The sequence below is a fragment of the Sporosarcina sp. P16b genome (assembly GCF_002743065.1).
In the GTDB taxonomy this organism is placed as follows: Bacteria; Bacillota; Bacilli; order Bacillales_A; family Planococcaceae; genus Sporosarcina.
The window spans coordinates 1-20,251 of the sequence record NZ_PDYO01000026.1; the positions used below are offsets into that span (position 1 = coordinate 1).

Below are 20,251 nucleotides of genomic sequence, written 5' to 3' on the forward strand. Positions count from 1 at the left end.
ATGTATTAGGCATGCCGCCAGCGTTCGTCCTGAGCCAGGATCAAACTCTCCATAAGACTGACAGACAATCTGCAGCGAATTACGTCGTCGATTTCAGTCGATCAGTCGGTCACGTACCTGAGTACGCTCCCTCCTTCATCTCCTAGTACTTCACTACATCTTGTCAGTCAGTAAAATGAAAAATCGATTAGCTCGAGTTTCATTTGCTGGCATCAATTAAGATACTCATTTTGTTTGTGTCACCGTTAGATGCACAAACTGTATTTCGTTAACGTTTTGCTGTTCAGTTTTCAAGGTTCATTCGGTTGGTCTCTCGTAAGAGGCAACTTTCTAATAATAACATCTCATCATTTTGTTGTCAACACTTTTACTTAAAAAGTTTTTCTTGTTAAGTTTGATGTTTTCGCGACTGCTTGATGCGACGCTTATAAATATACCACCCTGTTTATGAGAATGCAAGCTTTTTCACCATTCTTTTAAAAAAGAATGGCGAAACCGCATAGCGCTGCGAATCCGGGCACTCCTAATATAGCTAAGATCATGCCGGATGCAATATTAACAGGTACGTAGATGCCAATAAATCCACCAGCAATGTTCATTAAAAAGAGAATAAAGAACGCAAAAGCTAGTCTAAACCAGAATACCGATAAGCGTTCCATGTTTTTTTCGAGAGTGGTTCGACTCATACTTAAAAGCAACAATGATACGACTCCTAATAAAGCTATGACTAAAATCCTCACAGAAAACGCCCTTTCTATCTCATAGATACTCATCTATATGCGTCTCTGTAGAGGATTAGTCTACTCGTTCTCTATCTTTTAATTCTTTTTATAGTTCTCGACGACCTTCCAATGCTCTAGACAATGTAACTTCATCTGCATATTCTAAATCCCCGCCGACAGGTAAGCCGTGGGCGATACGCGTAGTCGTGATTCCGGATGGTTTAACCAGCCTTGAAATATACATAGCTGTTGCTTCTCCTTCTATAGTAGGGTTCGTCGCAAGAATCAATTCCTGCACTTCATCTTCTTGGAGTCTAGTCAATAATGAAGGAACGTTAATATCCTCTGGCCCGATGCCGTCCATCGGTGATATGGCACCTTGTAATACATGGTACAAACCACGGTAGTCACGCATTTTTTCCATGGCAATCACGTCTTTCGGATCTTGAACGACACATATGGTTGTGCGATCACGTGATTGATCCTGACAGATATAGCATGGATCGATATCCGTAATATGACCACAAACTGAACAAAACTGAAGATTACGTTTCGCATCCACTAACGCTTTGGCAAAATCCAGCACAGTATCTTCTTTCATACTTAATACAAAAAACGCCAGACGACCCGCAGTTTTGGGGCCAATGCCTGGCAGTTTCATAAAACTATCCATCAACTTAGATATAGGTTCAGGATAATGCATTATACAACCTCCTAGAACATCCCGGGCAAGTTCATTCCTTTTGTAAATTGGCCCATTGTGGAGTTCGTAATTTCTTCTGCTTTTGCAATAGCGTCATTTGTAGCGATAACAATCAAGTCCTGTAAGATTTCTACTTCTTCTGGATCTACCGCTTCTGGATCAATGATCACTTCAAGTACTTCTTTATGGCCTGAGACGATTACTTTTACCATACCGCCACCTGCTGTACCTTCCATTCTTTCATTACCTAGGTTCTCCTGTGCCTCTGCCATCTTCTTTTGCATCTTTTGCATTTGCTTCATCATACCTTGCATATTCCCTGCTCCACGCATAAATAATTCCTCCTTAGTAAATTACTCTTCTATTGTAATAAAATCTTTTCCAAACATCTTCTCTGCCTCAGTTACGAGTGGGTCAGCGTCTTCGATTGTTGCTTCTTCCATAAATGCTGACGTTGGTTGCTCATCGTCTGACTGTTGAGGGTTATCTTTACTATTTTGACTGGCCAAACCACTTTTTCGAATGAAATCAGCACGAACTTGCAGCCAGCTTTCCTCCGCTACGTAGACTACTTCATAGCCTTTTCCTGTCAGCTGCAGTAATGCATTCGATAGTCCAGCTTGTAATGTAGCATTCTCAGAAGCCATCAAGCAATGAATTTCATATTTAAATTTTAGCACAAACGCCGTCTCTGATGCTGCTACAGGCTCCGTCTCTTCCAATAAAGCGGCGTGTGAGCGTTGCATACTTTGCATCATACCCGCCCATTGCTCACGAATCACTTGAATATCGGACTTCGTTGCCGATTTTAAGACTTCCACAATTTTACCCGTTGGCACTTTGGCAGATCTAGAAGCAGTTGATGCAGCTCTTTTTGCCGGTGCTTGCGGTTCCGCGGCTTGCTGCACAGCCCCTGTTGCCAGTTGTTGCTGAAGTTGTCTAACGGTCTGTTCTAGAATTGCAAATTTCTGGGCCATTTCAGGGTCAGCTGCAGAAGATTGCATTTGTTGTTGCTCACCGGAATGAATCATTTTCAATAAAGCAGATTCAATGTAGACCTTCCCGTGATTAGAAAAACGCATTTCCTGTTGTGTTTTCGAAAGGATATCAATGTACCGGTACAATTCATCCGAATGAAACTCTTTTGCAAGTTCCTGAAATCTTTCACCATCTGAAATTAATTCCAGAAGACTTGTCAACTCAGGCGCTGTGCCAAGTAGTAACATATCACGGAAAAACGTGATCATGTCTTCGGCAAGTCTACCTACATCTTTACCTTCGGCAATCAGTTCATTCAGTAAAGACAATGCGGATCCCGCGTCTTTCGTTTGAATTGATTGTGCTAGCTGATAAAAGATTTCTTCACCAATTGCTCCAGTCACTAGTAACGCATCACTTGTCGTCAACTCGTCTCCGCTAAATGACACGGCTTGGTCGAGCATACTAAGCGCATCCCGCATTCCACCCGTCGCAGCTTGTGCGATTGCGCGCAATGCTCCAGTCTCCGCCGTAACTCCAATATCTCCAATAACCTTTTCCATTCGATCAATGATTTCAAGTGCCGTAATGGGCTTGAAATCAAATCGCTGACATCTGGAAATGATAGTAAGCGGCAACTTATGAGGTTCCGTAGTCGCCAGAATGAATACGACGTGAGCGGGGGGTTCTTCTAGTGTCTTCAGCAATGCATTAAAGGCTGAATTGGACAGCATATGCACTTCATCAATAATATAGACTTTAAATCGCGCATTGGAAGGTGCCACATGCACACGTTCAATAATGTCACGAATTTCTTCTACCCGCGAATTGGAAGCCGCATCAAATTCAGTTACATCTGTGTTAGATCCCTCTGTGATGCTTTTACACGTCTCGCATTCATTGCATGGTTCTGTCGCTGGACCTTTTTCACAATTTAGTGCTTTCGCAAATATCTTCGCCGCACTTGTCTTTCCTGTTCCACGAGGTCCTGAGAATAGATAGGCGTGTGTCGTCTTCTGATGGAGAAGGGTGTTTTGCAGAGTTTGCTTGATCGCCTGCTGACCTGACATTTCACCAAAAGCCTGTGGTCTGTAAGCGCGGTATAGTGCTTGGTAAATCAACTACTCCCCCCCTTTTCTCCGATTGCATAATACTTCTATCATAACACGAAACACGATTTTTTCACCGTATATCGCTTGGATATATCACGCAAATACTTCTGTCCATTCGTCTTTCTTATCAAGCATTGCGCGTGCAATTTCCTTTGCACCTTCAAGACTATGACTTGCTGCCCAACCACACTGTACTTCGTTACATGCCGGTACTTCCGTCGCCAACAGTACGTCATTTAATGTATTCTCTACTATAGATAGAATATCATTATAGTCGTCATGATTGATTACAGCTAGATAATAACCTGTCTGACAGCCCATTGGACTGATGTCGACGATTTGATCCGAATGGTCGCGGCTGAATTCTGCCATCATATGTTCTAGTGAATGAAGCGCTGGCATATCCATGTGATCTGTATTCGGCTGGCAAAAGCGGATATCATATTTCAAGATCTTGTCGCCATTCTTTCCTTCTGAAGTTCCCGCTAATCGAATATAAGGTGCTTTCACTTTCGTATGATCCAAATTAAAACTTTCGACATTCATTTTTTTCTCAGACAATGTAGATCGCTCCCTTTCAGTTATACGTACTACATTGAAGTATACACTATTTTAGACACAAAAAAAAACTCGTCCATAGTGAAATGGACGAGTGAATTATTGAATTTATGCCGTGCACCTTTCTTCGACTGCCGCACATAAGCGTTACTCTTGTCGTTGGCTCGGTCTAGGCTACCCCGCGGCACATGAGAGAGTCCACTTAATGCTGCTTCCTTCCGGACCTGACATGGTTCATGGGTTCCCATTGCGCAGGACCCAGACGTCAACACTACGTGCAAGAGGCAGACCCTACATGCGGACAGCCTCGGAAAAGGAGTTCAGTCTTGCTAGAGCGGATTGCAAGTTACAGGGCACCGCTAATTCCCCACCTAGCACGGCATTTCTTATTATACCCATTGTTAATTGTGATTGCAACGGTAAACCTTTTATTCATCGTAATGTGTTTCAACACCCTATTGCGTAAACAGTAAACAAACCTTTTCTTTCACGCACTTTAGAAAGTACACTAATTGAAATGAATGAGATGAACAGCATGGATTCAGCTAAATTTTGTGACCTCAGCTTCCATAACGCAGAAGTGCGAGTCTACGCGGTCATTACGTTGCCTGCCGTCTCGCTAAGCATATTGATAATGATTTTCCTGCAATCGGATTTCAACTTTATGTATGGTGCGCTACTCCAGTCCGTAGCCTTGACGAGTTTTTATTAATGGCGCTTCTCTTATCGTTGCGAGAAAAAAGAAAAATTAATGGTTGACGCTTTAAAAAAGACGTGGTAAGATATTATTTGTCTGACACGGAGGAATACCCAAGCCCGGCTGAAGGGATCGGTCTTGAAAACCGACAGGGGTGTTAAAGCCCGCGGGGGTTCGAATCCCTCTTCCTCCGCCATATTTTTGACAGCACACGTTACTTGATGTAACGTTTTTTTATTGCCTAAAAATAAAAATTTAAATAGAATCCATTGATCTGCGTTTTAGGCGGAGACGGTTGACTGGTATACAATATATAAATCCATGAAAAGAATACATCCATTGTGAAAAAACAGCGCCAGTGACTGAATCAGTCCTGACGCTGTTTTTATTTTGTGATGTGTGCGCCTGCCTCTGCCGGTTGCAGGGCAAGTGCTTGGTAATGTGGAAAGCTTTGTTCCAATGATGCCGCCACTTGTTGCTCTGTTCCTGGTGGTACAGCTACGAATAGTGAAGGCCCAGCTCCGCTAATTGTCATGCCGTACGCACCTGCTTCCTTACAAGCCAAACGTATTTCATCAAAGTTAGGGAATCCAACTTTTCGGTAAGGTTCATGATATAAGTCCCGTTCCATCATACGGCCTGCCGTCACCCAATCCGATTGCGCAATAGCAGCGGTCATCACACTGCCCGCTGCACTTCCGCGTACTGCCACTTTATGTGTCAGTTGGTCAGGTAGCAACCCTCGCGAAGCTTCCGTCTTTAAAGCAACCGGCGGCACTAGGATGACAACACCAATCGGGGGTGCTGGGAATGTCAGTACTTCCATCTCATCTTCGGCAAAGTACGAGACTGTCATTCCTCCAATCAATGCAGCAGTAACGTTATCGGCATGTCCTTCTAGTTCGCTGCCGATCCGCAACTTGTCTTTTGGAGATAGTTGCAAACTTGCCAGCTCACTTGCAATTTCAATACCTGCTGCAATGGCTGTAGCACTGCTGCCTAGACCTTTTCCTAAAGGAATATCTGAATGTACTACTAGCTTTTGCGATGCAATCACTCGATCATACCGCAATGCGACATCCTGAATAGTCTGTACGATTAGATTTGTTTCATCTGTCGGTAGTGCGGCATACTCCTTATCTTGATACAACACATACCACGCGTCGGCTGGTGTTACTTCTATTATCATGTTAAGTGAAAGGGCAAGACCTAAATGATCGAAGCCGGGTCCGAGATTAGCCGTTGTGGCTGGCACGGTCACTGAAAAACCGGCTTCCGTCATTAGTCGTTCCCCTCTTTCAATTCTTTTAAGAAGTTATCGAACTGTTCATTTGTCATCATGGGCTTATCTGCATTGACATTGATTGCTGTTTCAGGATCCTTCAAGCCATTACCTGTCAGGATTCCAACTATTGTCGTCCCTTTTTCAATCAATCCCGCATCAAGTTGTTTCTTGATACCTGCAATTGTTGCACAAGATGCTGGCTCTGCAAAGATCCCGTCTGTTGCAGCTAGCAATTGATACGCTTCCAGAATCTCTTCGTCAGTAGCGGACAAGATGTCGCCACCTGATTCTTCAAGTGCTTGCGTTGCCAAATGCCAACTAGCAGGGTTTCCAATACGGATTGCTGTTGCTACCGTTTCAGGCTCATCGAATACACGGTCATATACGATTGGCGCTGCACCGTCTGCTTGTACTCCTAGTAACTTTGGTGTATTCGTACCTTTTTTCCCTGCATATTCTTTGAAACCTTTCCACGCTGCAGATATATTACCCGCATTTCCAACAGGCAATGCAAAGATGTCCGGTACTTTACCAAGCTGTTCAATGGTTTCAAACGCTACCGTCTTCTGGCCTTCCAGTCGATAAGGATTGACAGAGTTCACCAGCGCAATTTTCCCTTCGCCTAGTTCACGTACCATACGAAGTGCTTCGTCAAAGTTTCCTTCGATGGCCACAATTTCCGCACCGTACATTTTTGCCTGTGCTAGCTTACCTAATGCAATACGACCTTCCGGAATAACGACGATTGTACGCATACCCGCTCGTGCACCATATGCTGCAGCTGCAGCAGACGTGTTCCCCGTTGAAGCACAGATCAACGCCGTTTTCCCCTCTTCTTTTGCCTTTGCAACCGCCACTACCATTCCGCGGTCTTTAAATGAACCAGTTGGATTCGTTCCCTCTGTTTTCACATACAGATTGATTCCCCACTGTTTTGATAAGTTCTCGAGATGGATTAACGGTGTATTTCCCTCTTGCAGTGTTAACGCGGGAGTATTCTCTGTCACCGGCAACCATTCTTTATATTCTTCGATCAATCCATTCCATCTTCTCATAATTCCTTATTCTCCTTCCACACGGTAATGACTAGAAATGTCAATGACCGCAGGTGTGTCTTTTAAGTCTGCCAAAATATCTAAATGTTGTTGACGGGAAATCTTATGTGTAATGAAGATTAAATCTGCGCCTTCATCGTGCACATCTGAATCTTGGACGACTGTCGCTAGACTCGCTTTGTGGTGACTATAAATAGATGTCAATTCCGTTAACACACCTACTTCGTCACGTACCGTTATACGGTGGAAATAGCGTGCGTACTTTTGATCATCCGTTTTTACTTTGCGTTCAAATTGTGGTGAATGCATTCTCTTACCATTCACACCGAGCAAAATATTACGGCAAGCCGCCACTACATCACCTGTTACAGAAGTCGCTGTAGGTAATGAACCAGCTCCAGGTCCGTAGAACATTGTCTCACCTACTGCATCACTATACACATACACTGCGTTGAATTCATTATTGACTGTAGCGAGTGGATGAGAGTTATGAACAAATACCGGCTCTACGGCCACTTCAATTCCTTCTTCATCTTTTTTAGCAGAACCCGTCATCTTAATTGTGTAACCGAATTGCTCCGCAAGCTGAAGATCACCGTCTGCAATTTCCTTCATACCACGGACAAATACATCGTCAAGATGCACGTCTGTAGAAAAGGATAAAGATGCAAGAATAACCATCTTACGCGCTGCATCAATACCATCTACGTCAGCTGAAGGATCAGCTTCTGCAAAGCCCAATTCCGTCGCTTCCGCTAATGCGTCTTCATACGTCTTATTTTCATGTTTCATCTTTGTTAAAATGAAGTTAGTTGTTCCATTGACGATTCCTGTTAATGCGGTGATCCTGTCGGACGCTAATCCATCTTCCAATGTACGAATTAATGGAATACCACCACCCACACTCGCTTCATATAATAGGTCGCATTTATTTTCATCTGCTAATTTCAATAATTCAGGTCCAAACTCTGCCATGACATCCTTATTCGCGGTGACAACACCTTTACCTGCTTCAAGTGAACGTCGAATTGCTTCAGACGAACCTCCCGTCACTTCAATAATCAAATCAATTTCGGGATCGTTTAACACTTCATCGAGTGATGTAGTGAACATTTCTTGAGGTATCACGCCATTGCGTTTTTTATCCAAGTTTTTAACAAGGACTTTCTTAATAGATACAGGAACACCGAGCTTATGTTGTAAGTCATCTTGGTGATTATGCAAAATAGTTGCAACGCCACTTCCGACTACTCCATAACCTAGCAAACCAATATTAATTTCATTTTTCTCATTTTTCATTTGACGATTCTCCTAACTATATGTACACTATGAAAAAACAATCGTTCTTCGTATAAGGACAATTATAGAGAATTCCGACTTTAATAACAACCTGTTTTCACGAATCTTCTAAAAAATAGATAGATAATCTCAAAATAGATAGGATCTGGTACTCAATGAAAGTATGTAAATTTGGCGGAACATCCGTCGCATCCGCGGAACAAATCCGGAAAGTGGTCGACATCGTCGTATCCGACCCATCGAGAAAGATCGTCGTAGTTTCTGCACCAGGTAAACGTTTTTCTTCTGATATTAAAGTAACTGATTTGCTTATTGATTTGGCAAATGCATCACTTGCTGGTGAAGACACCCTAGATTCGATGCAAATGGTTGTCGATCGTTACAAAGAAATTGCAGAAGGACTAGGCTTAGACGAAGAAATTGCACAAGTAATTGAGCAAGATATCGTTAGACGCCTAAATAAAGATCAATCTGACGAAATTTTATACGTTGATAGCTTAAAAGCTGCCGGAGAAGACAATAACGCAAAAATGATTGCAGCATACTTCCAACATATCGGTATCGAAGCAGAGTATGTAAGTCCCCGTGAAGGTGGATTACTTGTTAACCACCGTCCAGAACGTGTACGCGCTCTTCCAGAAGGCAACGAAAAGCTCTGTAAACTACGCGATAAAGAAGGTATTATCGTATTTCCAGGCTTTTTCGGCTACACAGAAGACGGAACATTGCGTACGTTTAACCGCGGTGGCTCGGATATTACAGGCGCCCTACTAGCGGCAGCAACGAATGCAGAACTTTATGAAAACTTTACCGATGTAGATTCCGTTTTTTCAGCAAATCCAGCGGTTATCGAAAATCCACGTGCGATCGATGCTATGACATACCGAGAAATGCGTGAGCTTGCATATGCAGGGTTTTCTGTATTTCACGAGGAAGCTTTAGTACCTGCATTCCGTCACAAAATTCCCGTTTGTATCAAGAATACTAACAATCCAAGTGCGCCCGGCACAATGATCGTTCTGGACCGTGACCATACTCTTCAATCGGTTGTCGGAATCGCTGCCGATAAGGGATTTTCTACACTCTTCGTTGCTAAGTACTTGATGAACCTGGAAATTGGTTTTGGACGTCACTTGCTACAAATTCTGGAAGAAGAAGAAATTCCATTTGAGCATACACCGTCAGGTATCGATAACTTGTCTGTTATTATTCGCGATGAACACTTAACACCGGAAAAGGAAGCACGTATCGTTAAGCGCATTGAACAAGAGTTATGTCCTGATGACGTACATTTCCAACGTGATTATTCCATGGTAGTACTCGTGGGTGAAGGCATGCGCCATGCAAGAGGGTTGGCAGCACGCGCAGCATCTGCCATCGCACGTACAGGTGCAAATATTGAAATGATCAACCAGGGATCTTCAGAGGTTAGCTTAGTATTCGGTATTCAAGAAAAAGATGAAAACATTGTCCTTCGAGAGCTATATCAGGAATTTTTCACAGAAGTTCCTGTTCATTAAGACAAACGACACGCCTTATATAAGGGGTGTCGTTTTTTTCATTTTTTCAGCCACTTTCCCGATAATTAACTCAATATCCTGTTCATTTCCTAATAGATCATATTCTTCGATGTTTAGCCGAATGACTGGGCATGCAGTAAAAGAATCAATCCACTGTTCATAACGGCGATACATCTCTTCCCAATAACTTCTCGGTGTTTGCATCTCCATATCCCTACCACGCTCTTCAATACGATCAAGAATGACAGGTAGTGGTCCCTCCAAGTAAATAAGTGCATTCGGATGTGGGAAATATGGCGTCATCACCATTGCTTCATATAGATTCATATATGTTTCAAAGTCGACCGCTTCCATAGTTCCTTCATCAGCGTGCATTTGGGCAAAGATCCCTACATCTTCATAAATGGAACGATCTTGTACAAAACCGCCACCGCTTTCGAAGATATGCTTTTGCTCTTTAAAACGTTCTGCTAAAAAGAAGATTTGCAAATGAAAACTCCAACGTTCAAAGTCATCGTAGAATCTCTCTAAATATGGATTTTCCGCTACGTTTTCCAAGGACTCTTGAAATCCCAGTCTTTTGGCAATCGCGTGTGCCATTGTTGACTTCCCTACTCCTACCATTCCCGCTACCGCGAATACACTATTTTCCGGTATATTAGGTAACTTCATTTAGCTTCAAACCTTTCTGAATCGCCTCATAAACTTTGCTTAGAATTGCATCCATATCATCTTTATTGCGCACATAGTCCACTACATCACCGTTTATATGGATAACTTGGACATCAGGGCATGTTGCTTCGAACTCTGGCAAATAAGTACGGTAATCATTCGAAAGTTGTAGTAAGTAATCAGGATCCATATCTGCTTCATACGATCGACCACGCTCGTCTATTCGCTTGAGCAGTGTAGGAATAGATGCTGACAATGAAATAACGACGTTCGGCATAGGTAGATCTTTCGTCAAAATATGATAGATATCTTTATATTTCACAAAATCATTTGACTCTAATGTACGTTGGGCAAAAAGCATATTTTTGAATACATGATAATCGGCCACCACGGGTAACCCTTGTGAAATATATTCTTTATTAATTTTCTTCAATTGTTCATATCGATTACACAGGAAAAACATTTCCGTCTGGAAACTCCACTTTTCTTTGTCTTGATAAAACTGATCAAGGAAAGGATTTTCTCCACTAATCTCTCTTAATTGATTATATGAAAAGGTCTCAGCAATTGCTGCCGTGAGCGTAGTCTTCCCTACACCAATCGGACCTTCTACCGCAATAAACGGGACAAACATTTACCACTCACCCTTTCAATTTGTTTCCATTCCATTTTATCATAGACAACCATATACAATGTAAATTATATTGAGTTATTTAGTGTTTTCTTCTCAATCGTTTCACGTGGAACATTTCACTAATTGATTTTGATGTTCTGCATGATAGACTGTTGATAAGGAGTGATATATTGATGAAAGATGATGAATACTACATGAGACTGGCAATAGCAGAAGCTGAAAAAGCCGCCGCGCTTGCCGAAGTACCCATTGGCGCAGTTATTGTACATAATGAACAAGTAATTGCTGCAGCTCATAATCTTCGTGAAACCACACAAAATGCCGTCACTCACGCGGAACTATCCGCCATCCAAATAGCATGTGAAAAGATAGGTAGTTGGCGTCTAGAAGACACTACACTATACGTCACACTTGAACCTTGCCCTATGTGTGCAGGTGCCATACTACAATCTCGTATTCCGCGAGTCGTCTACGGCGCACGTGACCCTAAAGGGGGTTGTGTCCACACCTTTTATCAACTACTTAATGACTCCCGATTCAATCACGAATGCATTGTAACCGAGGGTGTCCTCGGTGAGGATTGCGGACAACTCCTTACCGCCTTCTTTCGATCCTTGAGAGAAAAAAGAAAAGCCGCGAAAAAAGAAGCCCAACGCCTAGAGTCAAACTCGTAAGTGTAGGGCTTCATCCTTTGCATTTCATTCATTAGCTTTTGAATTTGAAAGAGAAAAATAGTTAATCATATGGAATACAGATTAATAGCGTATCCACTTATTTAGGTGCTTCAATTTTTTCTTTTCCACCCATGTAAGGTCGAAGCACATCTGGAATTACAACAGAACCATCTTTCTGCTGATAATTTTCCAAAATCGCTGCTACTGTACGACCGACAGCTAAACCACTACCATTCAACGTATGAACATACTCAGGCTTCGCACCCGGCTCACGACGGAAACGGATATGTGCTCGACGCGCCTGGAAATCCTCAAAGTTAGAACAAGAAGAAATTTCTCGATAGACGTTTTGTGTAGGTATCCATACTTCCAAGTCGTACTTCTTGGCTGCCGTAAAACCTAAATCTGCTGTACACATCTTGAGTGCACGATACGGCAACTTCAACAACTGCAATACTTTTTCCGCATGGCCAGTCAATTTCTCCAACTCGTCGTATGAATCTTCCGGTTTCACAAAGCGAACCAACTCCACTTTATTGAATTGATGCTGGCGAATTAATCCACGCGTATCACGACCTGCAGACCCTGCCTCAGAACGGAAATTTGTACTATACGCTGTGAACGCAATTGGCAACTTAGATCCTTCCAAGATTTCATCCCGATAGAAGTTGGTAACAGGAACCTCGGATGTTGGAATGAGGAAGTAATCCTCTTCTTCAATTAAGAATGCATCTTCTTCAAACTTTGGCAGTTGTCCCGTCCCAGTCAAGCTTGTACGATTTACTAAATATGGCGGCAGCATTTCCTCGTAGCCGTGTTCTTCTTGATGAAGATCAAGCATGAAGTTGATCAATGCACGTTCAAGTCGTGCACCGAGTCCGCGGTAAAACACGAAACGACTACCTGTTACTTTTGCTGCTCGTTCAAAATCTAATAGTTGAAGATCCGTCCCTATCTCCCAATGTGGTTTAGGTTCAAAGTCAAACGTCGGTAACTCTCCCCACGTACGAACTTCTACGTTGTCCTCTTCACTATCCCCTACTGGCACGCTGTCGTGAGGAATGTTTGGAATACGCATAAGCACATAATTCAATTCCTCTTCTACTGTAGAAAGTTCTTGATCATACGCTTTGATTTCCTCGCCAACTTTTTTCATCTTTGCGATGACTTCATCCGCATTTTCTTTATTACGCTTCATTTGCGCTACTTGTTGTGATACTTCATTACGCTCAGCTTTCAGTACTTCTACTTTAGATAAAATTTCGCGTCGTTTCTCGTCAAGACCACCAAACTTTTCAAAGTCGGTTAAATCCTCTCCACGTTTACTAAGTTTTGCTTTTACTTCTTCATAATTTGCACGCAATAGTTTACTGTCTAGCACGCCATCTGCCTCCTTGTATTTACATCACTAATAATAAAAAGCAATAAAAAAAGCCCTCCATCCCCTAAAAATAGGGACGAGAACTACCCGCGTTGCCACCCAAATTGACTGATTGTCCAGCCCACTTGTTTGAGATATCGGCTCAACTGACCGGCAAAACCAACTGATTCGATTTTGCTACTCCAGGACGGATTCACAACGGTTTTTACTAGCTTTCACCACCCGCTAGCTCTCTAAAAAAAACACTGTCGCTACTGCTTCCTATCATCGTAATGTATGTGAAATTACATATACCATACTACAATTTCTAACTTTTGACAAGAAACATGGTATGTTATAGCCTGGGAAATGTCGTAATTCTATACAAAATTACCCCCCATACAATCACTTTGATATATTTTATTGAATTCATAGAAAAGTTCATGGGGGATTCGCCAGGGCCATGAGACAACTAGCGTACTTCTTAGCTGTCTCATGGTTAGACGTAATCCTTCAATGCCCGTGTGGATGGGTTATTTAACGCTCTATGGCTTCAATCCCCTAACCAAGAGCGCTGACCAAGCAAATTACGAGCTGCGAGTCGCCATCAATTCACTCTCTGCAAGCTGGGATATTTCCAAGCCTTTCATCGGCGTGCCAATCCCTTTTGACAGCTCAGCAATCAACTCGTAATCCTGGTGGTTCGTAGTAGCCTGAACAATCGCCCGTGCAAATGCTTCCGGCTTCTCTGATTTAAAAATACCTGAACCAACAAATACTCCATCCGCTCCAAGTTCCATCATCAATGCTGCGTCAGCAGGCGTCGCAACACCTCCGGCAGAATAGTTCACAACCGGTAAACGACCAGCTTCTTTAATAGCAAGTAGAATCTCATATGGAGCACCAAGGTTACGGGCTTCCGTCATTAACTCGTCTTTGCTCATATGTACTACTTTACTAACTTGGGCATGAATCATTCTCAAGTGACGTACGGCTTCTACGATATTTCCTGTGCCAGGTTCTCCTTTTGTACGAAGCATTTTTGCGCCTTCACCTAAACGACGTGCTGCTTCACCAAGGTTTCTTGCTCCACAAACAAATGGTACACTGAAATCGCTTTTCAATAAGTGAAATTCATCGTCTGCAGGTGTTAGTACTTCGCTTTCGTCAATGAAATCTACCCCTAGTGCTTCTAATACACGTGCTTCCGAGATATGACCAATACGTGCTTTGGCCATGACAGGAATGGAAACTGCCTTTTGTACTTCTTCTATAATTCGTGGATCAGCCATACGCGCAACACCGCCTGCCGCTCGAATATCAGAAGGTACTCGCTCCAATGCCATAACAGCAATAGCTCCCGCTGCTTCCGCCACCTTTGCCTGCTCTGCATTAATTACATCCATGATAACGCCGCCGTAAGTAAAATTCATTTCATTTCCCCCTTTTTGTTATTTTCAGTATAATTGAAATTGACCATATGAAAATAGCCAGTTGTGCATTAAACAACGTGGTCAGATTAGAGGGGTCATAATGGACATGATTTTTATTGAGCTTCAAAAAAATTCGGATATCCCGCTTTATCAACAAATATATAATCAAATTAAACAAGACATGATTGATGGCAAGTTTCTCGTTGGCATGAAACTACCCTCCAAACGTCAACTGGAAGAGTTCCTTGGTGTCAGCCAAACAACAATAGAAATGGCATATGACCAACTGATGGCGGAAGGTTTTATCGCGGCCGAACCACGAAAAGGGTATTTCGTACAAGCAATAGAAGAACTCGCCTATGTACAACCTGTAAAATCAGATACTCTATCCGAGGTTCCCGTAAGCAAACCCGTGGATTATGACTTTTCACCAAGTTCCATTGATACAGAAAACTTCCCATTTATCGTATGGAGAAAATACGCGCGAGATATTATGGATACATCACATGCCCATTTATTACTACTCGGTGACCCGCACGGTGATATTGAGTTGCGTCAGGAAATTGCCCGCTATTTATACCATTCGCGGGGAGTAGACTGTACGCCTGAACAAATCATTGTGGGTTCCGGTACAGAACAGCTTTTACCTTTGATTATTCGGATACTAGGTGAAGGGGCTCGCTATGCAATTGAGGATCCAGGCTATCTCATGACCAAACACGTCTTTTCCGAAAACTACAGAAAAACGATTCCCATTGCAGTCGACCATGAAGGACTTGACGTAAAGGCACTACAACGGTCTGATGCTTCTATAGCCTACGTAACCCCTTCTCATCAGTTCCCAACCGGTACAGTGCTGTCTGCGGCTCGTAGAATCGCTCTTTTGAACTGGGCCGCATCCAATCCCGAGTTTTTCATAATTGAAGATGACTATGACAGTGAATTCCGTTACCGGGGACGTCCTATACCTTCCTTGCAAGGGATGGATAAAGGAGAAAATGTCATTTATTTAAGTACATTTACTAAATCTCTTATGCCATCTATGCGGATCGCCTACATGGTGTTGCCACCAAGGCTATTGGATACGTACCGTCAGGCTTTTATTCCCTACTCTTCTTCTGTACCGCGGATAGATCAACATATCCTTGCACGTTTCATGGCGGATGGACAATTTTCACGCCATCTGAACCGCATGCGTAAAATCTATCGTCGAAAAATGCATACGTTGACAAATTTATTGAAATCGTATGGATCTAACATTTCATTCTCGGGCGATGAAGCAGGTATGCATGTGTTGCTTCATATTCATACAACTAGAACTGAAAAGGAACTAGTTAGTGAAGCTCTTCAATCAGGAATAAAAGTTCGTGGTCTAGACACCTATAAGGTAACACCTGACCAATCCCCTCCTTCATTCCTTATCGGTTTCGGTGGACTAACTGAAAATGACATCAAACGGGCAATTCCAAAGTTGTTTGATGTATGGAATATAAAAAAAGACAGCTATACCTGAGTAGGTACGCTGTCTTTTGGTAGTTAATTAAATAAGCCTTTTACGAAACCAGTGGAACTATTCCATGCATTGGAGAAGAAATTACCGATTGCACCCATAGTTAACGGGAACCAACCAGCTTTCTTCACCTCTTCAGTCGTGACTACTTCTGCATCCACTATTTTTCCATCAATAAACCCATAATCTGAACCCTCTTTTTTTACTAGTTTGACATGACCTACGACCGTCCCTTTTTTAATTGGTGCTTGGACTTGTCCATTTTTCACTAATTTCTCATCCAATACGAGTTCAGTAGTATAGTCTTGATCTTCGCCATTGCGAACTAGCATTTTAATAGGTTTCTTTGTAGCAATTGCTACTTTCTTCTCTTTCCCTTTAATCACGTCTAGCGTTTTCTGCTTCTTGAACTGATGTCCTGCTTTGAGTAGCTCTGTTTCACTAAATTCTTTAAAGCCATAATCAAATAATTTACGAGTGGCATCAAAACGTGCTTCATAAGATCCAACGCCTTTATCATCCACTGCATTCATTACAACAGCAATAACACGTCGTCCATCACGCACTGCAGTTCCAGTGAAACAATGTCCTGCAAATTCCGTAGTTCCTGTTTTCAAACCATCGATACCGTCATATTCATACACTAACCCGGGTAACATGAAGTTCCAGTTCACCATATCAATGGCATCGTCCGTGCCTTCACGAAATGTCTTTTTTGCAATTTTGGTCGTATCTAATACTTCGGGATATTCCTTCAATAAATGATAGGCTAGTTTAGCGACAGAACGAGCTGGCATAACATTTTCATCTTTCTCGCCAAACGCACTTGGGTGCATACCTTGTAAGTCGCTATTGTTTAACCCCGTGGAATTGACAAATTTATAATCTGTCAGCCCAAGTTCTTCAGCCTTTTCATTCATCAGATTGACAAATTCCTCTTCTGATCCTGCAATTGATTCGGCAATCGCAATAGTAGCCGCATTTGCTGAGTAAATGGCTACAGCTTCGTAAAGTTCACGAATTGTATAGGAGCCATCTCGACGAAGCGGTACATTACTTAAACGGCGATCTTGTGAAACCTTGTACGTATACTCAGTAACTTGGTATTCCTGATCCCAAGTAATCGTTCCATCATCAAGAGCTTCGAACATCAAGTATTCCGTCATCATTTTCGTCATACTCGCAATACCGAGCGGCTTATCCGCGTTCTCTTCGTATAATACCTTTCCACTATCGGCATCTATCAAAATAGCTCCGTTTACACGGATGTCCAGTGAAGATTCACTTTCCTCTGCTGCTACAGATCCCTGCATACCAAACGACATCAGCACTATCATTGGCACCATTAAAATTGCCAACCATCTCTGTGTTACTTTTTCCACTCATCTTACCTCCGTAGTCACAATATCAAAAATCAGTGTACCATATTCTCCGCAAGTCAGATATGCTTATGGCAAAAAAAACACATATTCTCCCATGAAATCATTATATTTTATTATCCACCGTATAAATACAAAAAAGGACAGGAGAAAATTTCTCACTGCCCTTTAAATAATAGATTAACGTACCGAATAGTTCGGTGCTTCTTTTGTAATTTGTACTTGGTGCGGATGACTTTCCAATAAACCAGCACCTGTCATGCGAATAAATTGTGCATTTTCACGATGTGCTTCAAGATCCTTTGAACCGCAGTACCCCATGCCTGCACGAATACCACCTATAAGTTGATGAATGGTATCAGACAAAGGCCCTTTATACGGCATACGACCTTCAATGCCTTCAGGTACAAGTTTCTTTTCATCTTCTTGGAAGTAACGATCTTTAGAACCTTTTTCCATCGCGGCAACTGAACCCATTCCACGGTATACTTTAAAACGACGTCCCTGGAAGATCTCAGACTCCCCTGGGCTCTCGGTAGTACCTGCAAGCAGGCTTCCAAGCATAACCGCATGGCCACCAGCAGCCAATGCTTTGACAATATCTCCAGAATATTTAATTCCACCATCGGCAATAATCGTCTTGCCATATTTACGCGCAACTGTTGCGCATTCATAGATAGCAGTGATTTGTGGTACACCAACACCTGCAACTACACGGGTAGTACAAATAGAACCAGGACCAATACCAACCTTCACTACGTCAGCACCTGCTTCGTACAGTGCTTCAGCTGCTTCTGCCGTTGCTACGTTTCCTGCAACAATTGCAAGGTCCGGATAGTTTCTACGGATCTCTTTGACTGTGTCAATAACACCCTTAGAGTGGCCGTGTGCCGTATCAATAACTATTAGGTCAACTTCCGCCTGTACAAGCTTCTCAATGCGTGTAGACGTGTCTACGGTGACTCCTACAGCTGCGCCGACAAGTAAGCGCCCAGCCTTATCTTTTGCTGCATTAGGAAACTCAATAACCTTTTCGATGTCTTTGATTGTAATTAATCCATTAAGAATACCTTTATCATCTACAATCGGAAGCTTTTCGATTTTATATTGCTGTAGCATTTTCTCTGCATCTTCTAATGTGGTTCCAACAGGAGCCGTCACCAAGTTTTCTTTCGTCATGACTTCATCAATGATAATGGAATAATCCTGAATGAATCTCAGATCACGGTTCGTCAAAATACCAACCAGTTTCTTCTCTTCCATGTTGTTAACAATTGGGACACCTGAGATACGATATTTACCCATTAAATGCTCCGCGTCAAATACTTGATGTTCCGGTGTAAGGAAGAACGGATTTTTAATAACTCCATTCTCAGAACGTTTAACCGTAACAACTTGCTCAGCTTGTTCTTCAATACTCATGTTTTTATGAATAACACCGATCCCACCCTGACGAGCCATAGATATCGCCATCTTGGATTCTGTTACTGTATCCATACCTGCACTGATGATAGGTATATTCAACTTAATACTATCCGTTAAGTTCACAGACAGCGAAACAGCCTTTGGCAATACTTCAGACGCAGCCGGCACCAATAATACATCATCAAACGTCAGACCTTCACGAGAAAACTTTGATTCCCACATTAACTTTCTTCCTCCTAAAATTACTATTGTCTATTCAGATTATTAAAAGGTTATCAGCGTCAATGAGACGTGTCAAGATAGAAGTTTATAAACTGGCCATTCCATCTACTTGTTAAATATTTTATTGAGTGACTTTTGCATCTTTAGTGGATTCGTTTGTGGTGCAAAACGATCTACTACTTTTCCGTTTGAATCAATTAAGAACTTCGTGAAGTTCCATTTGATACCTTCCGTTAATACACCCTTTTGCTGTTCTGCAAGATACGTAAATAAAGGTGCTGCTTCTTCACCTTTTACATCTACCTTAGCAAACATTGGGAACGTCACGCCATAATTCATTTGGCAGTAATTCATCGTCTCTTCAATATTATCAAATTCCTGATTATTAAAGTTATCCGATGGGAAGCCCAATACAACCAGCCCTTGATCTTTATATTCTTCATACAGTTGTTGCAGTTCTTTAAATTGTTTTGTGAAGCCGCATTTACTAGCAGTATTGACAATGATCATTGGATTCCCTTCAAATTCTTTTAGAGATTTCTTTTCTCCATCAGTAGTTTCCACTGTGAAATCATAAACTGTCGTCATGCAGTATCGCCTCTTTTCTTTAGTATATTTTACCCGACTATTGAATGAATACCTAGTATCTTGATTACTAGTAAGATTTTAGAGTATTGAAGATAGGAATATAGAGGTATTTGCAGACGAGATGGAAGCTCAATGTGGAAGCTGGGTTTTAATGGGGCGGATAAACAGAGCAATAGAGCGTTTAGCGTGAGTCATTGAGCGGATAAGCGGGATAGACCGCTTGGGATGTTTTATTGAGCAGTTAGGCAGGGGGATAGAGCGCTTAGCGCGACTCATTGAGCAGATAAGCGAGACAATAGAGCGCATACCATGCCTCATTGAGCGAGTAAGCGAGACGATAGAGCGCTTAACATGATTTATTGAGCAACTAACTAAAATCTACAATCACTCAACTCTAAATTTAGCTCATATATATAATTAAACAC

At 42.2% G+C, this 20,251-nt stretch carries 18 protein-coding genes, 1 tRNA gene, 1 other RNA gene and 1 other annotated feature; of the genes, 4 read left to right on the top strand and 16 right to left on the bottom strand.

Translation table 11 applies throughout. The features are described from left to right. Positions 1-476: 476 nt before the first annotated feature. The 6 genes from CSV77_RS16075 to ffs all read right to left on the bottom strand — a co-directional run bounded on the left by CSV77_RS16075 (position 477) and on the right by ffs (position 4,453). Positions 477-701, bottom strand: coding sequence for a pro-sigmaK processing inhibitor BofA family protein (locus CSV77_RS16075; RefSeq protein WP_233191697.1), 225 nt, complete (start codon positions 699-701; stop codon positions 477-479). Between the two features lie 127 nt (positions 702-828). Continuing rightward, positions 829-1,425 carry a recombination mediator RecR gene (recR, locus tag CSV77_RS16080; RefSeq protein WP_099632605.1) on the bottom strand — a complete coding sequence of 199 codons (597 nt, stop codon included), beginning with the start codon at positions 1,423-1,425 and terminating at the stop codon, positions 829-831. Between the two features lie 11 nt (positions 1,426-1,436). Then, a complete protein-coding gene (locus CSV77_RS16085) occupies positions 1,437-1,757 on the bottom strand; it encodes a YbaB/EbfC family nucleoid-associated protein (protein WP_099674187.1) in 321 nt (106 codons plus the stop codon). A gap of 21 nt (positions 1,758-1,778) precedes the next feature. Then, a complete protein-coding gene (gene dnaX, locus CSV77_RS16090) occupies positions 1,779-3,524 on the bottom strand; it encodes a DNA polymerase III subunit gamma/tau (RefSeq protein ID WP_099674188.1) in 1,746 nt (581 codons plus the stop codon). An 84-nt stretch (positions 3,525-3,608) separates the two neighbouring features. Next, a complete protein-coding gene (locus CSV77_RS16095) occupies positions 3,609-4,061 on the bottom strand; it encodes an S-ribosylhomocysteine lyase (protein ID WP_199173213.1) in 453 nt (150 codons plus the stop codon). A 125-nt stretch (positions 4,062-4,186) separates the two neighbouring features. Beyond that, positions 4,187-4,453, bottom strand: an RNA gene (gene ffs / locus CSV77_RS16100) — signal recognition particle sRNA large type. Between the two features lie 420 nt (positions 4,454-4,873). Here ffs and CSV77_RS16105 point away from each other — a divergent pair. After that, positions 4,874-4,966 (top strand) — tRNA-Ser (locus CSV77_RS16105). Positions 4,967-5,155: 189 nt separating this feature from the next. Here the strand turns inward: CSV77_RS16105 and thrB are convergent. From thrB to CSV77_RS16120, 3 genes are read right to left on the bottom strand one after another with little or no spacing between them, the layout of a single operon-like run. Then, positions 5,156-6,052 carry a homoserine kinase gene (thrB, locus tag CSV77_RS16110; RefSeq protein ID WP_099674189.1) on the bottom strand — a complete coding sequence of 299 codons (897 nt, stop codon included), beginning with the start codon at positions 6,050-6,052 and terminating at the stop codon, positions 5,156-5,158. Beyond that, on the bottom strand, positions 6,052-7,110 hold the full coding sequence (thrC, locus tag CSV77_RS16115; protein ID WP_099674190.1) for a threonine synthase: 1,059 nt from the start codon (positions 7,108-7,110) through the stop codon (positions 6,052-6,054). Before thrC ends, thrB begins: the two co-directional genes overlap by 1 nt. 6 nt (positions 7,111-7,116) lie before the next feature. Further along, positions 7,117-8,409: a homoserine dehydrogenase gene (locus tag CSV77_RS16120; protein WP_099674191.1), complete on the bottom strand. Its 1,293-nt coding sequence runs from the start codon at positions 8,407-8,409 to the stop codon at positions 7,117-7,119. A gap of 155 nt (positions 8,410-8,564) precedes the next feature. On the opposite strand from CSV77_RS16120, the gene CSV77_RS16125 reads away from it, so the two are divergent. Then, positions 8,565-9,929, top strand: coding sequence for an aspartate kinase (locus tag CSV77_RS16125; RefSeq protein WP_099674192.1), 1,365 nt, complete (start codon positions 8,565-8,567; stop codon positions 9,927-9,929). Between the two features lie 15 nt (positions 9,930-9,944). Here CSV77_RS16125 and CSV77_RS16130 read toward each other — a convergent pair whose 3' ends face one another. Next, entirely contained in the window at positions 9,945-10,601 is a 657-nt protein-coding gene (locus CSV77_RS16130) for a deoxynucleoside kinase (RefSeq protein WP_099674193.1), read from the bottom strand. Next, positions 10,588-11,235: a deoxynucleoside kinase gene (locus CSV77_RS16135; protein WP_099674194.1), complete on the bottom strand. Its 648-nt coding sequence runs from the start codon at positions 11,233-11,235 to the stop codon at positions 10,588-10,590. The genes CSV77_RS16130 and CSV77_RS16135 overlap by 14 nt, the downstream gene beginning before the upstream one ends. Positions 11,236-11,408: 173 nt before the next feature. Here CSV77_RS16135 and tadA point away from each other — a divergent pair, with 173 nt between their 5' ends. After that, positions 11,409-11,909 carry a tRNA adenosine(34) deaminase TadA gene (gene tadA / locus CSV77_RS16140; protein WP_099674195.1) on the top strand — a complete coding sequence of 167 codons (501 nt, stop codon included), beginning with the start codon at positions 11,409-11,411 and terminating at the stop codon, positions 11,907-11,909. Positions 11,910-12,006: 97 nt separating this feature from the next. On the opposite strand, the gene serS is transcribed toward tadA, so the two are convergent. Next, the gene (gene serS / locus CSV77_RS16145; RefSeq protein ID WP_099632594.1) at positions 12,007-13,290 is read right to left on the bottom strand and encodes a serine--tRNA ligase; all 1,284 of its coding nucleotides are present in this window, start codon (positions 13,288-13,290) and stop codon (positions 12,007-12,009) included. A gap of 69 nt (positions 13,291-13,359) precedes the next feature. Then, positions 13,360-13,567, bottom strand: a binding site (T-box leader). Between the two features lie 289 nt (positions 13,568-13,856). After that, positions 13,857-14,702, bottom strand: coding sequence for a pyridoxal 5'-phosphate synthase lyase subunit PdxS (gene pdxS / locus CSV77_RS16150; RefSeq protein ID WP_099632593.1), 846 nt, complete (start codon positions 14,700-14,702; stop codon positions 13,857-13,859). A gap of 100 nt (positions 14,703-14,802) precedes the next feature. Between pdxS and pdxR the strand changes: the two genes are divergently transcribed. Then, complete coding sequence (pdxR, locus tag CSV77_RS16155) at positions 14,803-16,215, top strand: MocR-like pyridoxine biosynthesis transcription factor PdxR (protein WP_099674196.1); 1,413 nt, start codon at positions 14,803-14,805, stop codon at positions 16,213-16,215. Between the two features lie 23 nt (positions 16,216-16,238). On the opposite strand, the gene CSV77_RS16160 is transcribed toward pdxR, so the two are convergent. The 3 genes from CSV77_RS16160 to CSV77_RS16170 form a co-directional block, all read right to left on the bottom strand. Continuing rightward, positions 16,239-17,594 carry a D-alanyl-D-alanine carboxypeptidase family protein gene (locus tag CSV77_RS16160; protein WP_099632591.1) on the bottom strand — a complete coding sequence of 452 codons (1,356 nt, stop codon included), beginning with the start codon at positions 17,592-17,594 and terminating at the stop codon, positions 16,239-16,241. A 177-nt stretch (positions 17,595-17,771) separates the two neighbouring features. Then, on the bottom strand, positions 17,772-19,238 hold the full coding sequence (guaB, locus tag CSV77_RS16165) for an IMP dehydrogenase (RefSeq protein ID WP_099674197.1): 1,467 nt from the start codon (positions 19,236-19,238) through the stop codon (positions 17,772-17,774). A 105-nt stretch (positions 19,239-19,343) separates the two neighbouring features. Further along, positions 19,344-19,826, bottom strand: coding sequence for a glutathione peroxidase (locus CSV77_RS16170; RefSeq protein WP_099674198.1), 483 nt, complete (start codon positions 19,824-19,826; stop codon positions 19,344-19,346). Positions 19,827-20,251: the final 425 nt, after the last annotated feature.

Bases quoted from the DNA above. Each gene is read 5' to 3' on its own strand.
- thrC (WP_099674190.1), bottom strand. From the start codon at position 7,110: ATGAGAAGATGGAATGGATTGATCGAAGAATATAAAGAATGGTTGCCG.
- thrB (WP_099674189.1), bottom strand. From the start codon at position 6,052: ATGACGGAAGCCGGTTTTTCAGTGACCGTGCCAGCCACAACGGCTAAT.
- recR (WP_099632605.1), bottom strand. From the start codon at position 1,425: ATGCATTATCCTGAACCTATATCTAAGTTGATGGATAGTTTTATGAAA.
- CSV77_RS16125 (WP_099674192.1), top strand. From the start codon at position 8,565: ATGAAAGTATGTAAATTTGGCGGAACATCCGTCGCATCCGCGGAACAA.
- CSV77_RS16130 (WP_099674193.1), bottom strand. From the start codon at position 10,601: ATGAAGTTACCTAATATACCGGAAAATAGTGTATTCGCGGTAGCGGGA.
- CSV77_RS16085 (WP_099674187.1), bottom strand. From the start codon at position 1,757: ATGCGTGGAGCAGGGAATATGCAAGGTATGATGAAGCAAATGCAAAAG.
- CSV77_RS16170 (WP_099674198.1), bottom strand. From the start codon at position 19,826: ATGACGACAGTTTATGATTTCACAGTGGAAACTACTGATGGAGAAAAG.
- tadA (WP_099674195.1), top strand. From the start codon at position 11,409: ATGAAAGATGATGAATACTACATGAGACTGGCAATAGCAGAAGCTGAA.
- CSV77_RS16135 (WP_099674194.1), bottom strand. From the start codon at position 11,235: ATGTTTGTCCCGTTTATTGCGGTAGAAGGTCCGATTGGTGTAGGGAAG.
- CSV77_RS16095 (WP_199173213.1), bottom strand. From the start codon at position 4,061: ATGAATGTCGAAAGTTTTAATTTGGATCATACGAAAGTGAAAGCACCT.
- pdxS (WP_099632593.1), bottom strand. From the start codon at position 14,702: ATGAATTTTACTTACGGCGGCGTTATCATGGATGTAATTAATGCAGAG.
- pdxR (WP_099674196.1), top strand. From the start codon at position 14,803: ATGGACATGATTTTTATTGAGCTTCAAAAAAATTCGGATATCCCGCTT.
- guaB (WP_099674197.1), bottom strand. From the start codon at position 19,238: ATGTGGGAATCAAAGTTTTCTCGTGAAGGTCTGACGTTTGATGATGTA.
- CSV77_RS16120 (WP_099674191.1), bottom strand. From the start codon at position 8,409: ATGAAAAATGAGAAAAATGAAATTAATATTGGTTTGCTAGGTTATGGA.